Annotated in this window: 15 protein-coding genes and 1 pseudogene; 12 read left to right on the forward strand and 4 right to left on the reverse strand. The window is 67.2% G+C overall.

What is annotated here, in order from left to right:
- Complete coding sequence (locus tag ACN22W_RS34610; protein ID WP_419690536.1) at positions 1-954, reverse strand: ABC transporter permease; 954 nt, start codon at positions 952-954, stop codon at positions 1-3.
- Between the two features lie 79 nt (positions 955-1,033).
- The gene (locus ACN22W_RS34615) at positions 1,034-2,620 is read right to left on the reverse strand and encodes an ABC transporter substrate-binding protein (protein ID WP_419690537.1); all 1,587 of its coding nucleotides are present in this window, start codon (positions 2,618-2,620) and stop codon (positions 1,034-1,036) included.
- A 484-nt stretch (positions 2,621-3,104) separates the two neighbouring features.
- Here ACN22W_RS34615 and ACN22W_RS34620 point away from each other — a divergent pair, with 484 nt between their 5' ends.
- Positions 3,105-3,449 carry a cupin domain-containing protein gene (locus ACN22W_RS34620; protein ID WP_129518326.1) on the forward strand — a complete coding sequence of 115 codons (345 nt, stop codon included), beginning with the start codon at positions 3,105-3,107 and terminating at the stop codon, positions 3,447-3,449.
- A 50-nt stretch (positions 3,450-3,499) separates the two neighbouring features.
- Here ACN22W_RS34620 and ACN22W_RS34625 read toward each other — a convergent pair whose 3' ends face one another.
- Together ACN22W_RS34625 and ACN22W_RS34630 are read right to left on the reverse strand one after the other, a co-directional pair.
- Complete coding sequence (locus ACN22W_RS34625; RefSeq protein ID WP_419690770.1) at positions 3,500-5,038, reverse strand: methyl-accepting chemotaxis protein; 1,539 nt, start codon at positions 5,036-5,038, stop codon at positions 3,500-3,502.
- Between the two features lie 157 nt (positions 5,039-5,195).
- Positions 5,196-5,864 carry a haloacid dehalogenase type II gene (locus ACN22W_RS34630; protein ID WP_419690538.1) on the reverse strand — a complete coding sequence of 223 codons (669 nt, stop codon included), beginning with the start codon at positions 5,862-5,864 and terminating at the stop codon, positions 5,196-5,198.
- Between the two features lie 410 nt (positions 5,865-6,274).
- On the opposite strand from ACN22W_RS34630, the gene ACN22W_RS34635 reads away from it, so the two are divergent.
- From ACN22W_RS34635 to ACN22W_RS34685, 11 genes and pseudogenes are all read left to right on the forward strand, one after another.
- Positions 6,275-7,135: a GNAT family N-acetyltransferase gene (locus ACN22W_RS34635; protein WP_419690539.1), complete on the forward strand. Its 861-nt coding sequence runs from the start codon at positions 6,275-6,277 to the stop codon at positions 7,133-7,135.
- 12 nt (positions 7,136-7,147) lie between these two features.
- Positions 7,148-8,074, forward strand: coding sequence for a 2-hydroxyacid dehydrogenase (locus ACN22W_RS34640; RefSeq protein ID WP_419690540.1), 927 nt, complete (start codon positions 7,148-7,150; stop codon positions 8,072-8,074).
- 161 nt (positions 8,075-8,235) lie between these two features.
- A complete protein-coding gene (locus tag ACN22W_RS34645) occupies positions 8,236-9,636 on the forward strand; it encodes an aspartate aminotransferase family protein (RefSeq protein WP_419690541.1) in 1,401 nt (466 codons plus the stop codon).
- Positions 9,637-9,722: 86 nt separating this feature from the next.
- Positions 9,723-10,214: an Lrp/AsnC family transcriptional regulator gene (locus ACN22W_RS34650; RefSeq protein WP_048248968.1), complete on the forward strand. Its 492-nt coding sequence runs from the start codon at positions 9,723-9,725 to the stop codon at positions 10,212-10,214.
- 70 nt (positions 10,215-10,284) lie between these two features.
- Positions 10,285-11,757 (forward strand): NAD-dependent succinate-semialdehyde dehydrogenase, encoded by a 1,473-nt coding sequence (locus ACN22W_RS34655; RefSeq protein ID WP_419690542.1) that lies wholly within the window; start codon positions 10,285-10,287, stop codon positions 11,755-11,757.
- 43 nt (positions 11,758-11,800) lie between these two features.
- Positions 11,801-12,781: a M14 family metallopeptidase gene (locus tag ACN22W_RS34660; RefSeq protein WP_419690543.1), complete on the forward strand. Its 981-nt coding sequence runs from the start codon at positions 11,801-11,803 to the stop codon at positions 12,779-12,781.
- A gap of 164 nt (positions 12,782-12,945) precedes the next feature.
- Positions 12,946-14,466, forward strand: coding sequence for a diguanylate cyclase (locus ACN22W_RS34665; protein ID WP_419690544.1), 1,521 nt, complete (start codon positions 12,946-12,948; stop codon positions 14,464-14,466).
- 255 nt (positions 14,467-14,721) lie between these two features.
- On the forward strand, positions 14,722-16,308 hold the full coding sequence (locus tag ACN22W_RS34670) for a methyl-accepting chemotaxis protein (protein WP_419690545.1): 1,587 nt from the start codon (positions 14,722-14,724) through the stop codon (positions 16,306-16,308).
- A gap of 198 nt (positions 16,309-16,506) precedes the next feature.
- The gene (locus tag ACN22W_RS34675) at positions 16,507-18,465 is read left to right on the forward strand and encodes a phosphatase PAP2 family protein (RefSeq protein ID WP_419690546.1); all 1,959 of its coding nucleotides are present in this window, start codon (positions 16,507-16,509) and stop codon (positions 18,463-18,465) included.
- 106 nt (positions 18,466-18,571) lie between these two features.
- Positions 18,572-18,649: pseudogene (locus tag ACN22W_RS34680) on the forward strand (GntR family transcriptional regulator); the annotation flags it as partial.
- 419 nt (positions 18,650-19,068) lie between these two features.
- Positions 19,069-20,013: a helix-turn-helix domain-containing protein gene (locus tag ACN22W_RS34685; RefSeq protein WP_419690547.1), complete on the forward strand. Its 945-nt coding sequence runs from the start codon at positions 19,069-19,071 to the stop codon at positions 20,011-20,013.
- Positions 20,014-20,032: the final 19 nt, after the last annotated feature.

Consider the following 20,032-nt stretch of genomic DNA (forward strand, 5'->3'; position numbering starts at 1 on the left):
TCAGGTCCGCAGTCTCGGGTTCGACACGATCGAGCACAGGTCGGCGAACAGCACGAGCGTCAGATAGGCCACGCAGAAGATCAGCGTGCACGCCTGCACGAGCGGAAAATCGCGGTTGCCGACCGCATCGACCATCAGGCTGGCAAGGCCCGGATAGTTGAAGATCGTCTCGACGACGATCACGCCGCCGAGCAGATACGACAGGCTCAGCGCGATCGCATTGGCGATCGGCCCGATCGCGTTCGGCAGCGCATGGCGCAGCACGACACGCGCGGGGCTCGCGCCCTTGAGAACGGCCATCTCGACATACGATGCGCTCAGTTGCTCGATGACCGCGGCGCGCGTCATCCGTGCCATCTGCGCGATCACGACCGCGCACAGCGTCAGCACCGGCATCGCATACGCGCGCAGGAAATCGTGGACGCTTTCGATCGGGCCGCTGTACGACAGCGCGGAAAGCCAGTGCAGCTTCACCGCCAGCACGAGCACGGCGACCGTCGCGATCAGGAATTCCGGCGTCGCGACGAGCGACAGCGTGCCGAGGCTGATCACGCGGTCGATCACCGACTCGCGCTTGACCGCCGCGAGAATGCCGAGCACCAGCGCGATCGGCACCGAGACGCAGGTCGTGATCGCCGCGAGCGTGAGCGACTTCGGCAGGCGTCCGCCGATCATGTCGGACACCGGCATGTCGCTCGACAGGGAACGGCCGAAATCGCCGTGCAGCAGGCCCGCGAGCCAGTGCACGTAGCGCACGTGGGCCGGCATGTCGAGACCGAACTGCTGGCGCAGCGCGGCTACCGTTTCCGGCGTCGCGGACTGGCCGAGCGCGGCCTGTGCGGCGTCGCCCGGCAACAGGTTCGTGATCGCGAAGATGATCACGGACACGAGCAGCAGCGTCAGCGCGGTGACCGCGATGCGGCGGCCAATCAATCCGAGCAGAATGCGGTTCATTGAGCAGCACTCCGGAAAGGTGTGGCCGTTGCCGGCGCGGGCATCCGCACCGGCAACGCGACCGTGGCGGGCAGCGGCGTCAAGCGTTCCACCACACGTGCTCGGCGAACATGAAGCCCATCATCCCGCCGGTCGGGATCGAGCCGAGACCGCCGAGCCGCTTGTCGTAGCCGTCGAGAAAACTGATGAAGGCCGGAATGCCGATCCTGCCCTGCTGCGCGACGATCACCTGCATCTCGCCATACATCTGCTTGCGCTTCGCATCGTCGGTCTCGGAACGCGCGGCGAGCAGCAACTGATCGAACTTCGCGTTCTTCCAGCCCGACTCGTTCCACGGCGCATCCGACTTGAAGAATTGCGTGAACAGCACGTCGGCGCTCGAACGCGGATTGATGTTGCCGAAGCCGAGCGGGTGCTTCATCCAGTGGTTCGACCAGTAGCCGTCGGCCGACACGCGGTTCACCTGCAGGTTCAGTCCGATCTTCTGGCCGGCCTGCTGCAGCAGCACGGCCATCTCGATCGAGCCGTTCGCGTCCGACGTCGCGTAGATCGGCGGCAGCGCGGCGCCCAGCGCACCGGCCTTCTGCAACAGGAATTTCGCCTTGTCCGGATCGTGCGGCCGTTGCGGCAGCGACGCGTTGAAGTAACGATGGCCCGGCGGAATCGGCTGGTCGTTGCCGATCACCGCGTAACCGCGGAACACCGCCGAGCGGATCTGCTCGCGGTCGAACAGGTACTTGATGCCTTCGACGAAATCCGGATTGGCGGTCAGCGGGTTTTCGCTGCGAATGATGAGGTCGGTATACAGGCCCGACTTGGTTTCCTTGAGCGCATAACCGGGCGTCGACGCGACACGCTGCGTCGAGCGCGGGTCGACCGCATTCACGAGATGCACGTCGCCCGACAGCAGCGCGTTCAGGCGCGCGGCGCTGTCGCTGATGCCGATCAGCTCGATCTCGTCGAGATACGGCATCCCTGGCTTGAAATAACTGTCGTTGCGCACGCCGACCGTCGTCACGCCCGGCTTGAACGTCTTCAGCTTGTACGGGCCGCAGCCGATGCCGGTCGTGAAGTCGGTCGTGCCGTCCTTGACGATCACGAGCTGCGGCGTCGCGAGGATCACCGGCAGGTCCGCGTTCGCGCTCGCGAGCGTCAGCGTGACTTCGTCGGGGCCGGTCGCCTTTGCGTCGGTGAACTGGTCGGCGATCGTCTTGACCTTCGACGCCGTGGCCGCATTCTTGTGGCGCAGCAGCGAGAACACGACGTCGGCCGGGCCGACCGTCTTGCCGTCGTGGAACGTGACGCCCTTGCGCAGCTTGATGACCCAGGTCTTCGCGTCGCTCGTGCGCAGCGACTCCGCCAGGTTCATCTGCGGCGTCAGGCTGGCATCCAGCTGCGTGAGGCCACTGTAGAACATGAAGAAGCGGATGTAGTCGGCGCCCGTCGAGCCCTTGGCCGGGTCGAGCGTATCGGCCGTCGAGCTGGATTCGTTCGCCACGCGGATCTTGCCGCCGCGCTTCGGCGCGGGCGCGGCGAACGCCGGGTGCGCACCCATCAGCAGCCCGCCGGCCCCGGTGGCCATCATGCCGCCCGCCGCCATGACCCGCATCATGTCGCGGCGCGTAAAGCCGCGGTGATCTCCGCCGTTGTCGATATCGTCGCTCATCCGAACTGCTCCTGACTGTGGAAAGTGGGTCCTGGGGTCCAGCGTGGTTCGAGATTCCCGCCGCGCCCGCCTGCTGGTGGCGAGCACGACGTCGTACGCATTGAGTTCATTTAAGCACCGCCAAAATGCGGGTTGTCGCGATTCGGGGCGCCTGCACGACACGATTCGACCGTTTTGGGCCGTCCGCGCAGCATGATCCGCTGCGCGTTCGCGTCGGCTGCCGCCGCTTCCCGATCGACTCGCGACACATGCGTGACACAGGGAATCGTAAAGCGGCGGCCGCCGCAGATTGCACCGACAAAATTGCCCGTTCGGCATCCGAAACGCGTTCGGCGGCCTCAAACCGCATGTTGTGCGTCGATCGCGCGCGCGGGCCGAAACGAGCGAAACGTCCTAGTCGCCGGCCCCGCGCGCATGCGACAGTGAGCCGCCCTCGCAGCCGCTGCGCGAGGGCGACTCCCCCCACCCGCAAGGACACCCACGCATGAAAGTTCAGAAGATTGCCCGCTCCGTCGACATCGACTTGCCCGAAGACTGGGGCACGGCCGGATTGCCCGGCACCGAGCCCGCCCGCGTGTCGGGCCGCCAGGTCGTGATCCCGGGCAGCGAGGCGTTCGACACCGGCGTGTTCGAATGCACGCCGGGCACGTATCGACGCGGCGTGAAGGAAGCGGAGGTGATGCATTTCCTCGCGGGCGCCGGCACGTTTGCGCCGGACGGCGAGGAAGCGATCGCGTTCGGCGCGGGCGACACGCTGTTCTTTGCCGCGAACACCGAAGGGCTGTGGGACGTGCGCGAGACGATGCGCAAGGTGTATGTGATTTTCTGACGCGGGTGCATCCGCACCCGCGGGCATTCCCGAGACGGCGGGCCGGCCGCTCAGTTGGCCAGCCGGAACACCGCGACCGCGGACCTCAGGCGTGCCGCCTGTTCATCCAGCGACGAAGCGGCGGCGGCAGCCTGCTCCACGAGCGCGGCGTTCTGCTGCGTGACTTCATCCATTTGCGTCACCGCCTTGCCGACCTGTTCGATGCCGGTACTTTGCTCGGCGGAGGCCGTGGAGATCTCGCCCATGATGTCGGCCACGCGGTCGATCGACCGGACGATCTCCGTCATGCGCGCGCCCGCCGCCTCGACGAGCCGGCTGCCGCTGCCGACCTTCTCGGCCGACACCTCGATCAGCCCCTTGATGTCCTTCGCCGCCGCGGCGCTGCGCTGGGCCAGCGAGCGGACCTCCGCGGCCACGACGGCGAACCCGCGCCCTTCCTCGCCGGCTCGCGCCGCTTCGACGGCTGCGTTGAGCGCAAGAATGTTCGTCTGGAACGCGATGCTTTCGATCACGGCGGTAATGTCGGCGATCCGCACCGACTCGTCCGAAATCTGCCGCATCGTTTCGACGACTTCCTGCACGGCGGCACCGCCGAGTTGGGTCGCCTCCTTGGCCGTGGTGACGAGCACATTGGCCTGACGCGCATGCTCGGCATTCTGTCTGACCGTCGACGTGATCTGTTCCATGCTGGCGGCCGTTTCCTGCAGCGACGCGGCCTGTTCCTCCGTGCGCTGCGACAGGTCCAGGTTGCCTTGCGCGATCTCGCCGGTGCCGACGGCGATCGAGCGGGTCGTGGTCTGGATTTCGGCGATCGTCTCGGTCAGCCGCGCCTTCATTTCGCCGAGCGCCGCGAGCAGGCTGCCCGGCGCGGCCCTTGCCGCATCGAACTCGACGTCCAGTTCGCCGGCGGCGATGCGCGCCGCGATGTGCGCCGCGTGCGCCGGCTCGCCGCCCAGCGTGCGCCTGACGCTGCGCAGCACGCCCCATGCGATGGCCGCCAGCGTCGCGGCGATCACGAGCGCGATCGCACCCAGCACCATCGCGAGCCGGGTGAACGCCGCGTTGATATCGTCGTAAAAGAATCCCGTGCCGATCCACCAGTCCCAGTCCGGAATGGCAACCACGCCCTGGAGTTTCGGCTCCGGCTCCGCGTCGGGGCTGCGCTTGACCAGCACGTCGACGAGCGCGAAATGCGCCTGCGCCATGCCGGCGCGGTAAGCCTCGCTATCGGTCAGGCCAGCGGTCGTGCGGTTGCCCTTGGCCCGGGTGCCGATGAACTTCGCGTTCGGATGAACCAGGTTGACGCCGTCGGCCGTCGTGACCCAGTAGTAGCTTTTCGTATCCGCGTTGAGCGCCGACAGCGCGGCCTTTGCCTGCTGCTGCGCCTGATCCGCCGTGAGCGTGCCGCTCGCCTGCAGCGCGCGGTACGAATTGACCAGGTGTTCGGCCTTCGTCAACAGAATCACGATCTCTTCGCGACGGCTGTCGATCAGCGCGCCGCGCAGCGTGTGCAGCGACATGGCGGCAAGCAAAGTGACACCGAGCAGCGCGGCGGCGACGAGCATCAGCAGTTTCGTGGACAACTTCATGCGGGAGCCTCGATATATTAACCATTCGGTACATATATCGGCGCTGGCGGCTCCAGCTTGAACGGTACCGCATCGGTAATTACCCTCGATCCGTGCGCTGATCGCACGCACACGGCGGCGCGCCGCACGACAGGTGCGCGCGCAGCCGGCGCGCCGCTTACAGGCCCAGTTGCGTCGCGAGATCGCCGATGTCGGCCACCTCGTGGTAGTTGTAGAACGGCGTGCCCGGCTCGTGGCCGCGATTGACGAACGCCTTGTGCCTGATCCCGAGATCCTCGGCCGTCATCAGGTCGTAGCGCAGGCTCGACGACACGTGCAGCACGTCCTGCGGTTCGCAGCCGAGCTTGCCGAACATGTACTCGAACCCCTGCATGCGCGGCTTGTACGACTGCGCCTGCTGCGCGGTGAACACCGCGTGGAACGGCGCGCCGAGCTTGTCGACGTTGCTCATGATCTGGTCGTCCGATGCGTTCGACAGGATCACCAGCTTGTACTTCTTCGCGAGCCGCGACAGGCCGGCCGGCACGTCCGGATGCGGGCCCCAGGTCGGGACCGCGAGATAGAAGCGTTCGGCTTCGGTTTCGTCGAACTTCACGCCGAGCTTGCTGCAGGTACGCCGGATCGCATTGACGACGACGTCGCGGTACGGCTTCCACGCGCCGAGCACCTCGTCGAGGCGGTAGCCGGCGAACACGCGCACGAACTCCTCGAGCGCGGCCGGCGACAGGCGGTCGGCGTAAATCTCGCGCGCCATGTCGCCCATCCGGAAGCGGGTCAGCGTGCCATAGCAGTCGAACGTGATGAATTTCGGTTCAAATTGGATCATGGTGACGTCCTGTCGGTGTGAAGCCCCGGCAGGGCCGGGGACGGGCTGGGTTGAATGCAATTGAATCAGGGCAATAAATCCTTCGCGCATCGTTCGGCGCCGCGCGAAACGCACGATCGCCGCGTATTGCCGGGCCTGCACGGCACGATCTGCGGCACGTTCCCGGCGGGCGGCGGGCGCCAAACGCGCTGCACTGCCTGCTTGAATCGTACTGGCGATCGCGCAGCAGAAGCTGCCGGAATGACCGCCCGCGCCGGCACGCAGCACGCGTTGCGTCGCGCCGTTCGAACCGGTTTGCGTCGATTTCGCGCGACCGGCCGCGATCGCCGAAAAACAGGCGAATCGTCCTATCCGCACCGTGGCGCCGCTGGCAGAGTGGATGCGTCATTCCTACCGATCCGGAGTCCGGCGTGGCCGACCTCAACCTTTCCCGCCCGCTTATCTATCGTCCGTTCGCCGAAAGCGACCTTCCCGCCGCGCATCGGCTGTCGGAAGCATTCAACTGGCCGCATCGGGTCGACGACTGGCGTTTCGTGCTGCAACTCGGCAGCGGTTTCGTCGCCGAAGACGAGACCGGCGTCGTCGGCACCGCACTCGGCTGGCGCTTCGGCGAGTCGCACGCGTCGCTCGGCATGGTCATCGTGTCGCCCGAACGCCAGGGCCGCGGCATCGGCCGCGAACTGCTCGCGCGGATCGTCGACAGCTTCGGCACGCGGGTCATCTTCCTGCATGCGACGCCGGCGGGCGAACCGTTGTACGTGAAATTCGGCTTCGACGTGATCGACACGATCGATCAGCACCAGGGCGCCGCGTTCCAGCCGCCGCTGATCTCGCTGCCGCCCGGCGAACGACTGCGGCCGATCGGCGCGAACGACGGCCCGCGACTCGCCGCGCTCGCGTCGCGGGCGGCCGGTTATCCGCGAGACGGCGTGATCGACGCACTGCTCGGCATCGCCAACGGCATCGCGATCGATCGCGACGGCGAGTTGCTCGGCTTCGCACTGTTCCGCCGATTCGGCCGCGGCCACGCGATCGGACCGGTCATCGCGCCGGACACGCTTCGCGCGCAAGCGCTCATCAGCCACTGGCTCGCGCTGCACGAGGGCATGTTCGTGCGGCTCGACGTGCCGGGCGACAGCGGCCTGTCCGACTGGTTGCAGGGGCTCGGGTTGCCGCGGGTCGACACGGTCGTCGCGATGGTGCGCGGTGCGGCGCCCGCGCGCGATCCGGCGCTGCGCGCGTTCGCGATCGTCAACCAGGCGCTCGGCTGAGCGACGCGCCCGATGAGCTTCGTCTACAAGGCCGATCCGGTGCGCGGCGCGCAATGGGCACGCCGTTTCGCCGAGCTGGCCCCCGATCTCGCGTTCCGGATATGGCCCGACATCGGCGATCCGGACGCGGTCCGCTACCTCGCCGCCTGGCAACCGCCCGACGATCCGGTCGCGCTGCTGCCGAATCTCGAGATCGTGTTCTCCGTCGGCGCCGGCATCGACCAGTTCGACCTGTCGCGCGTGCCGGCGCACATCCCGGTCGTGCGGATGATCGAACCCGGCATCGTCGACGGCATGGTCGAGTATGTGACGCAGGCCGTCCTGACGATCCACCGCGACCTGTTCGACTATGCGGCGCAGCAACGTGCCGGGGTGTGGCACGAGCGGCCAGTGCGCGCGGCCGCATCGCGGCGTATCGGCGTGCTCGGGCTCGGCACGCTGGGCCAGGCCGTGCTCGACATGCTGCGGCGCTTCGGCTTCCCGTGCGCCGGCTGGAGCCGCACGCCGCGCACGCTCGACGGCGTCGAGTGCCATGCGGGCGATGCGGCGCTGGACGCGTTTCTCGCCCGCACCGACATCCTGATCTGCCTGCTGCCGCTGACGGACGGCACGCGCGGGCTGCTCGGCGCGCGCGTGTTCGACGCGCTGCCGGCCGGCGCGTCGCTCGTGCAGGTCGGTCGCGGCCCGCAGCTCGACGCGGCCGCGCTGCTCGCGGCGCTCGACAGCGGCCGGCTCGACAGTGCGATCCTCGACGTGACGGACCCCGAACCGTTGCCGGCCGGCCATCCGTTCTGGACGCATCCGCGCGTGCGGATCACGCCGCACATCGCGAGCGCGACGCGGCCCGACACCGCGGTCGACGCCGTGCTCGCGAACCTCGCGCGGCATCGCGCGGGGCAGCCGATGATCGGCGTCGTCGACCGCACGCGCGGCTACTGACCGTTCGCGCGCGCCGGCGCGCGGGCGCAGCAGAAAATGCCGAAGCGCGCCGTGCAAACGCCGCACCCGTACGTTTCACGCGGCAAATTGACGGCACGCGCGCATTTCTCGCTCGGTAGCATGACTCCATCGCTGACACCCGACGAGAGACCCGCCCTGCCATGACCTACTCCGCGCTGATCGAAGCCGATCGTCAACACCTGATCCATCCGGTCGTCAATTACCGCGAGCACGAGGCGCGCGGCGTCACCGTGCTCGACTCCGCCGACGGCGTCTTCCTGCGCGACGCGAACGGCCATACGCTGCTCGATGCGTTTTCCGGCCTGTGGTGCGTGAACGTGGGCTACGGCCGCGACAGCATCGTCAAGGCGGCAGCCGACCAGATGGCGAAGCTGCCCTACGCGACCGGCTATTTCCACTTCGGGTCGCAGCCCGCGATCGAGCTCGCCGAACGGCTCGCGGCGCTCGCGCCCGCGTCGCTCAACCGCGTGTACTTCACGCTCGGCGGCTCGGACGCGATCGATTCCGCGGTGCGCTTCATCACGCACTATTTCAACGCGACCGGCCGCCCGACGAAGAAACACATGATCGCGCTCGAGCGCGGTTATCACGGCTCGTCGTCGATCGGCGCCGGGCTCACCGCGCTGCCCGCGTTCCATCGCCATTTCGACCTGCCGCGCGCCGACCAGCACCACCTGCCGTCGCCGTACCCTTACCGGCACCCGCTCGGCGACGATCCGCAGGCGCTGATCGCCGCGTCCGTCGCCGCCCTCGAAGCGAAGGTCGCGGTACTCGGTGCGGACAACGTCGCCGCATTCTTCTGCGAACCGGTGCAAGGCTCGGGCGGCGTGATCGTGCCGCCCGCGGGCTGGCTGAGGGCGATGCGCGACGCGTGCCGGCGTCTCGGCATCCTGTTCGTGGCCGACGAGGTGATCACCGGCTTCGGCCGCACGGGCCCGCTGTTCGCGTGCGAGACCGAAGGCGTCGAGCCCGACCTGATGACCGTCGCCAAGGGGCTGACCGCCGGTTATGCGCCGATGGGCGCGGTACTGATGTCCGACGAAATCTACGAAGGGATCGCCGGCAGTCGCGCCGATGCCGCGGTGGTCGGGCACGGTCAGACGTATTCCGCGCATCCGGTCAGCGCCGCGATCGGCCTCGAGGTGCTGAAGCTCTACCACGACGGCGGGCTGCTCGCGAACGGCCAGGCGATGGCGCCGCGTTTCGCGGCCGGCCTTGCCGCGCTGCGCGACCACCCGCTGGTTGGCGATGCGCGTTCGGCGGGCCTGCTCGGTGCGCTCGAACTGGTGGCCGACAAGGCGCGCAAGACGCGCTTCGACCCGGCGCTGAACGTGCCCGACCGGATCACGGCGGCCGCCTACGCGAACGGCATCGTGTTCCGCGCGTTCGGCGACGGCGTACTCGGTTTCGCGCCGGCGCTGAGCTTTACCGCCGGCGAGTTCGACCTGATGTTCGAGCGCGTCCGCCAGACGCTCGACGACGTGCTGGCCGACCCGGGCGTGCGGCACGCGCTCGACGCCGCCCACGCGCAGCCCGCCTGAATCGGGCGAGGGAAAGACGGGCTTGTGGCGGCTACCGTTCGACTCTAAAGTAACTGGACATTCCATTTCTGCCTTCTCACGCGAACATGACGGACAGCAAGCTAGACCGGATCGACCTGCGCATTCTTTCCCAGCTGCAGAAGCGCGGGCGCATGACCAACGTCGAACTGGCCGATGCAGTCGGACTGTCGCCGAGCCCGTGCCTGATCCGCGTCAAGCGGCTCGAGAAAGCCGGCTACATCGCCGGGTACGGCGCGCATATCCAGATCGAGAAGCTCGGCGACGTGCAGGTGGTGTTTACCGAGGTCACGCTGGCCGACCACCGGCGCGAGGACTTCGACCGGTTCGTCGCGGCGATCCGCAATGTCGACGAAATCGTCGAATGCCATCTCGCGAGCGGCGGTTACGACTATCTGCTCAAGTTCGTCACGCGCAGCGTGAGCCACTACCAGACGATCGTCGAAGGACTGCTCGAGCAGAACATCGGCATCGAGAAGTATTTCAGCTACGTGATCATCAAGTCGCCGTTCGTCAAGCGGCACTATCCGCTCGAGTCGCTGTTCGGCGAACGACACTGACGAGCAGCGTGCGGCCGCCCCGGGCGCAGCCGCACGCCGACTTCGAGCCGCCTTCATCCAAGGACCCGACATGTCACTTACCCTCACCCGCACCGAACTCGTTCGCAGTGCGAATCTGATCGACGGCGCGTGGTGCGACGCGCTCGACGGCCGACGTTTCGCGGTCACCGATCCGGCGACGCTCGAGCGCGTGGCCGATGCGCCCGACAGCGGCGCGGCCGACGCGCGTGCCGCGACCGACGCGGCCGTGCGCGCGCTGCCCGCGTGGCGCGCGACGCCGGCCCGCGAACGCGCGGCGATCCTGCGCGCCTGGCATGCGGCGATCGTCGCGCACACCGAGGATCTCGCGAAACTGATGTCGCGCGAACAGGGCAAGCCGCTCGCCGAAGCGCGCGGCGAAGTCGCGTATGGCGCGTCGTACGTGCTGTGGTTTGCCGAGGAGGCGACCCGCGCGTACGGCGACCTGATTCCGCAACAGCAGCGCGGCAAGCAGTTGAGTGCCGTCAAGGAGCCGATCGGCGTCGTCGCCGCGATCACGCCGTGGAATTTCCCGCTCGCGATGATCGCTCGCAAGATCGCGCCCGCGCTGGCGGCCGGCTGCACGGTCGTCGCGAAGCCGGCCGAAGACACGCCGCTCACGGCGCTCGCGCTGGCGTTCCTCGCGCAGGAAGCCGGCGTGCCGCGCGGCGTGCTGAACGTGATCGCCGCATCGCGCGCGCACGGCATCGACGCGGTGGCCGACTGGCTCGCCGACGGCCGCGTGCGCAAGATCACGTTTACGGGATCGACGCCCGTCGGCAAGCTGCTCGCACGCGAATCGGCCGCGACGCTCAAGAAGCTGTCGCTCGAACTCGGCGGCAATGCGCCGTTCATCGTGTTCGACGATGCCGAGCTCGACGCCGCCGTCGATGGGCTGATGGCCGCCAAGTTCCGGAACGGCGGGCAGACCTGCGTGTCGCCGAATCGCGTGTACGTGCAGGCCCGCATCTACGAGGCGTTCGCCGCGAAGCTCGCCGCGCGGGTCAGCGCACTGAAAGTCGCACCGGCGACCGACCCGGCCGCACAGATCGGCCCGATGATCAATGCACGCGCGGTCGACAAGATCGCGCGCCACGTCGACGACGCGCTCGAGCGCGGCGCCCGCGTGCTGACCGGCGGCAGGCGCCTGCCCGAACTGGGGCCGAATTATTATGCGCCGACCGTGCTGGTCGACGCGGCCGCCGGCATGCAGCTGGGTTGCGAGGAGACGTTCGGGCCGGTCGCCGCGCTGTTTCCGTTCGATACCGAGGACGAGGCCATCAGCGCCGCAAACGACACGCCGTTCGGGCTCGCCGCGTATTTCTACACGCAGGACGTCCGGCGGATCGCGCGCGTCTCGGCGCGGCTCGAAACGGGCATCGTCGGGATCAACGAGGGCGCGCTCGCGAGCGAAGCCGCACCGTTCGGCGGCGTGAAGGAATCGGGCTACGGCCGCGAAGGTTCGCGTCATGGCCTCGACGACTACCTGTCGATCAAGTACCTGTGCCAGGGCGGGCTCGACTGAACGCGCGCCTCATTCTTACGTTTTCGTTACCCGGTATGCCGCCATGAACGCTTTCACCCCCTACCCGATCGAAGTTTCGTTTCCCGACCTGGCGCCGCACCGCGCGGGCAATACCGGGGTCGACCACGTCTATCGCTTCGCGTCCGGCCTGGCCGGCCCGAACGTGATGGTCAACGCGCTCACGCATGGCAACGAAGTCTGCGGCGCGATCGTCGTCGACGCGCTGCTGGCGCTCGGCCTGCGGCCGCGCCGCGGCACGCTCACGCTGTCGTTCGCGAACGTCGCGGCCTACGCACGCTTCGATCCCGCGCAGCCGGACGCGGCGCGCTTCGTCGACCAGGATTTCAACCGCGTGTGGACGCCCGCCGTGCTCGACGATCTGTCGGTCCGCTCGGTCGAGCTCGATCGCGCCCGCGCGCTGCGCCCGTTCGTCGATGCGGCCGACTGGCTGCTCGACCTGCATTCGATGCATGAGCGCAGTGCGCCGCTGATCGTCGCGGGGCCGCTCGACAAGGGTGTCGCGCTCGCGCGCCGCGTCGGCGCGCCGGCCACCGTGATCCGCGACGAGGGCCACCCGGAAGGCACTCGGATGCGCGATTACGCCGCATTCGGCGAGCCGGACAGCCCGAAATGCGCAATGCTGGTGGAATGCGGGCAGCACTGGGAAGCGCGCGCGGTGGACGTCGCGCGCGACACCACGGCGCGTTTCCTGGTTGCGTCCGGCGTGGTCGAGCACGACGACCTGCCCGCGGACTGGTTCCTGCCGCTGCCCGACACGATGCGCGTCGTGCAAGTGACGGAACCCGTGGTCGCGACGAGCAGTGCGTTTCGTTTCGCGGGCAACTATACCGGGCTCGAACATTTCCCGGACGCCGGCACCGTGATCGGCTGGTCGAACGATGTCCCGGTCGTGACGCCCTATCCCGACTGCGTGCTCGTGATGCCGTCGCTGCGGCAATTGCGGCCCGGCGTCACCGTCGTCCGGCTCGGGCGGCTCGTCGACGAATCCGGCGCGCGCGGCTGACGGTTCGGCTTCGACGCAACCGGCGCGCCGGCCGCACACGTTTGCGGCCGGCGCGCGTCGATTTGCTTCGCATCCGGACCTCGATTTCCCCGCTTACCTGCCGTTAACCCGGATTTCAGCGCAGCCTCGGTCATCGCACCGGGCGTTCCCTACGAGCGCGTAGCATGTCCGCATCCACTTGCATCGAAAAAATCGCCGACTGGGCGGGCCGAAACCATCTCGTCGTCGGCGCGCTGGGCACACTGATGGCGCTCGCTGCGCTGAGCATCAGCGCCATGACGCTCTGGGCCACGAGAAGCGGTGTCGTCGAGCATGCGCACGAAACCTCCCGCAACGTCGCCGCCGTGCTGGTCAGCGAGATCGCGCGCACCGTCGAAACGTCCAACAACGCATTGATCGCGCTCGCATCCGATCTCGGCAAGCCGGAGGTCCGGCGCATGGATGCCCAGCTGCGGCACGACCTGCTGTTCCAGCGCGCGGCCGCGCAGTACGTGACCGGCATGGGCGTGACGGACCAGTCCGGCCGCCTGATCGACGGATGTTGCGGCCCGTCTCACCGTTGGGACTTCAGCGATCGCGACTACTTCAAGGTGCATCGCGACGCGGCGAACGTCGGCCTTTACGTATCGGAGGCCTATCGCGCACGATCGCGCGGCGGCAAGGAGTCCATCGCGCTGTCGCGGCGCATCGAACGGCCGGACCATACCTTCAACGGCATCGCGGTCGTCGCCATCGACCTCGCCTATTTCGATCAGTTGCTGTCCCGACTGAACGTCGGGCCGAACGGCATCAGCGCGATCCTGCGCGCGGACGGCACCATCCTCGCCAGAAATCCGCCGCTGAGCGACCACCAGATGGTCCGCCTGCGCCGATCGAGGGCCTTCGATCGCATGCTGAACCAGGACTCGGGGTTCTATGCGGCCTACTCGCGTATCGACGGCACCTTGCGGCTGTATACCTTCCAGCGGGTGCCCGGCACGCCGCTGATTGCCGTCGTCGCGCCGGCCGAGCGCGACGTGCTGGCCGGCTTCACGCGCATGTCATGGTCGGTCGGCGTGTCGGCATCGTTCATCTGCGCGCTCTTCTGCGCCGTCGTCTGGCTGCTCGCGTTCGCGCTGCGGGACAATCTTCGCAAGCAGACGCTGCTGACCGATCTCACGCGCACCGATCCGCTCACGGGCCTGCACAACCGCCGCGCGCTCGACGTCGCACTCGCCGACGAATGGGAACGCATCCAGCGCAGCAACGACGGCAGCCTGTCCGTGCTGTTCATCGATGCCGACCACTTCAAGCAGTACAACGACCGATACGGACATGCCCAGGGCGACACGGCGCTCCGGTTCCTCGCCGAATGCATCCGCGCTCACACGCGACGGCGCGGCGATCTGGCCGCGCGCTACGGCGGCGAAGAGTTCGTCGCGGTGCTGCCGGACACGGATGAAAGCGGTGCCGCGAAGGTCGCGGAGGCGATCCGCCAGGAAGTGGAACGCAACCGGCTCGCCGAGTTTGCCGAGACGGTTCCCGCTTTCACGGTGAGCATCGGGTACGCGACCGGTCATCGCGCACACCCGGCGTCCGTCGATGCGCTCACGCATCAAGCGGATCTTGCGTTGTATGCGGCGAAGCGACAGGGTAGAAACCGCGTGTGCCGCGGAGAGACGGAACCGCTCGCGCTTGCGGTTTGAGGAGCGCATCGATCGACGATCTCATGGTCCGACGGACGGATCGTGACAGTTTCATTACCCTGCAGATTCAAGAATCACGCACTCCATAACGTCTGACGTAAACACCTCTCCCGAGAACGCTCCGAATTGCGCGTTCTCGACCATTGCGAGTTTCACCCCCGCAAACGATTGCATTTCTTCGACACCCTAAATTCTTCTGAAACCAACCCGATAATAAGGAACGCTACTCAATATCGACGCAACGGGGCATGACAGATGGATAACAGACAATTAATGGTGCGTACCAAACTCACCCTTACATTCGGCCTTCTGACATGCGTGGTGCTGCTCGTTTCGTTCCTCGGCGTCGTATCGCTCAGCAACGCGAACGCGGTGTTCGCGAGCTACGTCAACGGCATCAACGCTCGCGCGGAACTGGCGGCCAAGGTCCGTGTCGCCGTCGATCGGCGCGCCATCGCGGCTCGCAATCTGGTGCTCGTGACGACGCCACACGACATGGAGATCGAGAAGGAAGCCGCGCTGCAGGCTGACCGCGACGTCGGCACACGGCTCGCCGCACTCAGGAACGCCGTTACCAGAGACGCCGACGCATCCGACCAGGCGCGCGAGCTGGTGCGGAAAATCGACCAGGTCGAGGCCAGGTACGGCCCGGTGGCACGGGCCATCGTCGACGCCGCACTGAACAACCGGCGCGATCAGGCCATCACGATGATGAACGAACAATGCCGACCGCTTCTGGCGCAACTGGTCGACGCATCGCAGGCCTATAGCGTGTACACGCGCGAACGCGCCGTGCAGATGGTGAAAGAGTCGGAAGACCGCTACGCGGCCCGGCGGGCGCTGCTCATCGTCATCTGTATCGCCGCCGTCGCGGGCGCGGTGGTGGCGGGCGTCATCATCGTGCGAGGGCTCACGCGTTCGCTCGGCACGGAGCCCGCCACGCTCAGCGACATCGCGCGTCGCATCGCCAGCGGCGATCTCGCCGCCGGGTCCACCACCGTCGACGCGCCACACGGCAGCGTGCTGGCTTCCATGCGCGAAATGCAGGCCAATCTGGTGCGTCTGATTTCACAGGTCCGCATTGCGTCCGGCAATGTCGCGACAGGCGCGAGCGAAATCGCGTCCGGCAACCAGGACCTGTCGTCGCGCACGGAACAGCAGGCCGCATCGCTGCAGGAGACCGCCTCCAGCATGGAAGAACTGACGTCCACCGTACGACTGAACGCCGACAATGCCCAGCAGGCGAGCTCGCTGGCCAATAACGCATCGGAAGTCGCCCAGCGCGGCAGCGCCGCGGTCGGCCTGGTGGTCGAAACGATGACGGGTATCAGCGACAGCTCGACGAAAATCGCCGAGATCACCGGGATGATCGAAGGGATCGCGTTCCAGACGAACATCCTCGCGCTCAACGCGGCCGTGGAGGCGGCGCGCGCAGGCGAACAAGGTCGCGGCTTCGCGGTCGTGGCCAGCGAAGTGAGAAGCCTCGCGCAACGTTCGTCGACCGCCGCGAAGGAAATCCGGCAACTGATCACGCAATCGGTCCAGAAGATTCAGGACGGCTCGCGTCTCGCGAACAATGCGGGCGACACCATGAACCAGGTGACGCAGGCGGTGGCACGCGTGACGGACATCATGGGCGAGATCGCCGCGGCATCGGACGAGCAGAGCCGCGGCATCGCGCAGGTCGGCCTGGCCATCACGCAAATGGATGAAGTCACGCAACAGAATGCGGCGCTCGTCGAAGAAGCCGCCGCCGCATCGAAGTCGCTTGAGGAACAGGGAAGCCAGCTTGCCGAGTCGGTATCCCTGTTCCGGCTGGAAGCGGGCGCATCGCACGCGTAGCCGCGTCGACGCGTCACGCCATTCGTGACGCACACCTTGCTTTCGATACCCTATCCGTTTAGGAAAGCAAACTAAACATCATCATCCGAGGGCAGGACGGTCTGAATCGCGCCGCATGACGTTAAACGGTTTCGTAACCGCCGCGTAACGATCGGCCACCACAATGCGCCATCTTCTACCCTCAGGATGGAGTCTTGCATGTTTGCGTCACCGAGCCGTCTCCCGCTGCACGTCGCAGCCCTGTCGACCGCGATCGTACTGGCTGCCTGCGGCGGCGGCGACGATGTCGTCGCAACCAGCTCGACGAATGCCGCGGTCCCGGCGCCGCCGGCCGATCCCGGCTTCGTCGACAGCGCGCCCGTTCCGAGCGTGCCCGCGTTCGTCGACAACGTCGCGACCAACCAGCGCGGCGACGCTCGTTATGCAACGCTGTCGACCAACGCCGCGGTACGCGTGGTGAGCCGCTTCCTCGACCTGTGGCAGCCGGCGACGATGCTCGTCGATGCGGGTGTGGCCGCGCCGGCCAACGGCGCGTTTCCGGCCATCTCGCCTTCCACCTGCTCGGGGCTGCCCGGCAACGGCACGCCGTGCGGCACGATCGTGAATGACGCGGTGCTGTCGGCGAATGTCCAATATGTGGTCAACGCAACGACCGCGCGCACGCCGCAACAAGCCAACGCCGCCTACTATGACGACCGGCGCGGCAAGGGCTACAGCGTGACGGACGGCATGGGGCCGCTCACCGCGGCATGGCGCACCGCCGCCCAGCAGACGACCAGCATCACCAGCGTGCCGGCCGACGCCACGACCGTCCTCTATAACGACACCGGCAACAACGTCGGCGTGGGCAGCAGCACGAACGCGAGTTTCGGGAAAGTCGTCGACCTGCTCAACGAAATGGGCAACAACGCGTCGACCGAACCCGCCAAGCGCTTCTATAAATATGCGCGTCCGTATCGCTGGAGCACGAGCGTCGTCGTCGCGCCCACGCTCGTGCCTGCGGAAAGCACGACGCCGGCGACCGACGGCGGCTTCATCAGCGGCCACCAGGCCGAAGCGATGCGCGACGCCGTGACGATGGCGTGGCTCGTGCCCGAGCGCTTTCAGGAAATGGTCGGCCGCGGCCTCGAACTCGGCGAGAACCGGATCCTCGCCGGCATGCACTCGCCGCTCGACGTGATCGGCGGCCGCATGCTCGCGCTGGCCCTCAGCGCGGCCAACCTCGCCGCGTATGCGAGCGACGCGCAGGCCGCCTATGGCCAGGCACACCAGACGCTGCAGCAGCTCACCAGCACCACCGATGCGACCTTCCCGGCCTTCGCGCACTCGGGCACGACGACGACCGACCGGTTCGCCGACTACGCGACGAACAAGGCGGCCGTCACGCGCCGCATGACGTACGGCTTCGGCGCGATCGACGCAACCGGCGCGCCGCCGGTCGTGCCAAAGGGCGCGGAGATCCTGCTGCAGACGCGCTTCCCGTACCTGGGCGCGGACCAGCGGCGCGTCGTGCTGAAGACCACCGAACTGCCGTCCGGCTACCCGGTGATGGACGATGCGGAAGGCTGGGGCCGGCTGAACCTGTTCGCCGCCGCCGACGGCTACGGCGCGTTCAACGGCAACGTGACCGTCGCGATGGATGCATCGAAGGGCGGCCTCAACGCCGCCGACCTGTGGCGCAACGACATCGCGGGCACCGGCAAGCTGACGCTGCAAGGCAGCGGCACGCTGACGCTGGCGGGCAACAACAGCTATACGGGCGGCACGCAGGTCAGCGGCGGCACGCTCGCCGCCGCTTCCACGATGGCGTTCGGCAACGGCGACGTCTATGTCGGCGCCGGTGGCGGCATCCAGATCGCGGCCAGCGCACCCGTCACGGTCGCGACCCGCTACACGCAGCTCGACAACACGACGCTCGAACTCGACATCGACGGCAACGGCGGCGGGCGCCTGCGCGTGGGCGGTGCGTTCACCGTCGCGGGCGGCACGCTGCACGTGAAGTTCGTGAACGGTTATGTGCCGAAGGCCGGCGACACCATCGCGCTGATCGACGCAGCAGCCGGCGCCGCGAAATTCTCGACGGTGACGGTCGACGGCTTCAAGGTGACGCCGGTCTATACGGCGACGGGCGTGTCGATCACGCTGTCGGCGGCATAACAGGCATCAGGAATCGATCCGTGCGACGGCGCCGCCCGCTGGCGGCACCGTCCATCCGCAGCGGGTGGAGGTCATCCCTTCGTCGAGCATGCCGACTTCGCTCGATGGCAAGTCGTCCGTCGCAGCCGACCGGCAGTTCCACATTCTGATCGCGGAAGCCGCCGGCAATTCGGTCGCGGCCCGGACCGCCATCCGCGCGCACCTGCCTCCTTGTCGCAACGCGTCGCCCGGCGTCGTGCGTAAACCCCACTCCTCCATACTACACAAATCCCTTATTATGGGATTGTGATAAATTATTTCTGTATTTATCCCAATATATCTTCAAATTATCCCGCATTTAAGACTTTTATTTCATTATTCTTACGACCACCCGTCGGCGGCGCTCGACGTGATGCAACAAGCAGTAACCGGGCCTCGCCCGACGCGTGCCCCGGCGTTTTTTTCTGGATATGATCGTCGCCATGACCTGCCGGTCGGCATGACACCTTCCGGCAGACGCCATGCGGATCGCGCGCGTCAAGGCAATCACCCTGCTCCGCGCCCGGACGGCATGAACCGGCTTCGGCCGGCATCGGATTTGAGAAGGGACACGTTAGCCAGACCATGAACCTGCACGCTGAAACACGGTGCTTCTCGGATGTGTTCCTCCATTCCCAGGCGATCGTGAACTGGTCGCAGCACTACGATCAGATCAGTCCCGGCACCGCCACGACCTCGCTGCGCCAGGTTGCCGGCCAGCGCTTTCACGTCTTTCGCGAACGCATCAACCAGCGCGTCATGCAACACGGGATGGCGCCGCGCGACCGCCTCTGCTTCGCGCTGCCGATCGCCAGCTCGGTCGCGCCGGTGGTCCAGGGGCGCACCGTCGAGCGCCCGAGCCTGCTGACCTTGCGCGGCGGCGAGGAGTTCGTCGCCCATCTTCCGTGCGATACCGAAGTGCTCGCGTTCACGATCGATCGCACGCTCACTGCCGATCGCGCACTCGACGAACTCGCGAACCTGCCCGCGCGCGTGCTGAAGCAGCCGGTGCTGCCCATCTCGCACGCGCGTTACGCCAATGCACTGGATGGCCTCGAGCGCGTGCTCTGCCAGGCGCTCGACAGCGGTTCGCTCACGGCGCGCGATGCGTTCGACGAACGCGTGCTCGCGCACAGCGTCGTCGGCATCCTGCTCGACCTCGTGCAGTCCGACGAATCGGATGCCGGTGCGCTGCCGTCGGCATCGACGCAAAGCTACATCGTTCGCCGCAGCCAGGAAATCGCGCTGGAAAGCGACGACGTGCCGACCGTCATCGATCTCTGCCATCACCTCCGGATCAGCCGCCGCACGCTGCAATACAGCTTCCAGAACGTCGTCGGCACCACGCCGACGGCCTACCTCCGCTCGATCCGGCTGAACGCGGTGCGACGCTTCCTGATGACGACACCCGAGACGATGCGGATCGGCGACGCGGCGGCGCAATTCGGCTTTTGCCACTTTGGGCGCTTCTCCGCGTACTACCAGCAACATTTCCACGAGTTGCCGTCGCACACGCCGCGCCTGAGCTGAGACCGCGCGTGCACGGCAC

This window comes from Burkholderia theae, from assembly GCF_048565265.1.
In the GTDB taxonomy this organism is placed as follows: Bacteria; Pseudomonadota; Gammaproteobacteria; order Burkholderiales; family Burkholderiaceae; genus Burkholderia; species Burkholderia theae.

Coding starts and splice junctions, on each gene's coding strand:
- ACN22W_RS34610 (WP_419690536.1), bottom strand. CDS start 954: ATGAACCGCATTCTGCTCGGATTGATTGGCCGCCGCATCGCGGTCACC.
- ACN22W_RS34615 (WP_419690537.1), bottom strand. CDS start 2,620: ATGAGCGACGATATCGACAACGGCGGAGATCACCGCGGCTTTACGCGC.
- ACN22W_RS34620 (WP_129518326.1), top strand. CDS start 3,105: ATGAAAGTTCAGAAGATTGCCCGCTCCGTCGACATCGACTTGCCCGAA.
- ACN22W_RS34625 (WP_419690770.1), bottom strand. CDS start 5,038: ATGAAGTTGTCCACGAAACTGCTGATGCTCGTCGCCGCCGCGCTGCTC.
- ACN22W_RS34630 (WP_419690538.1), bottom strand. CDS start 5,864: ATGATCCAATTTGAACCGAAATTCATCACGTTCGACTGCTATGGCACG.
- ACN22W_RS34640 (WP_419690540.1), top strand. CDS start 7,148: ATGAGCTTCGTCTACAAGGCCGATCCGGTGCGCGGCGCGCAATGGGCA.
- ACN22W_RS34645 (WP_419690541.1), top strand. CDS start 8,236: ATGACCTACTCCGCGCTGATCGAAGCCGATCGTCAACACCTGATCCAT.
- ACN22W_RS34650 (WP_048248968.1), top strand. CDS start 9,723: ATGACGGACAGCAAGCTAGACCGGATCGACCTGCGCATTCTTTCCCAG.
- ACN22W_RS34655 (WP_419690542.1), top strand. CDS start 10,285: ATGTCACTTACCCTCACCCGCACCGAACTCGTTCGCAGTGCGAATCTG.
- ACN22W_RS34660 (WP_419690543.1), top strand. CDS start 11,801: ATGAACGCTTTCACCCCCTACCCGATCGAAGTTTCGTTTCCCGACCTG.
- ACN22W_RS34665 (WP_419690544.1), top strand. CDS start 12,946: ATGTCCGCATCCACTTGCATCGAAAAAATCGCCGACTGGGCGGGCCGA.
- ACN22W_RS34670 (WP_419690545.1), top strand. CDS start 14,722: ATGGATAACAGACAATTAATGGTGCGTACCAAACTCACCCTTACATTC.
- ACN22W_RS34675 (WP_419690546.1), top strand. CDS start 16,507: ATGTTTGCGTCACCGAGCCGTCTCCCGCTGCACGTCGCAGCCCTGTCG.
- ACN22W_RS34685 (WP_419690547.1), top strand. CDS start 19,069: ATGAACCTGCACGCTGAAACACGGTGCTTCTCGGATGTGTTCCTCCAT.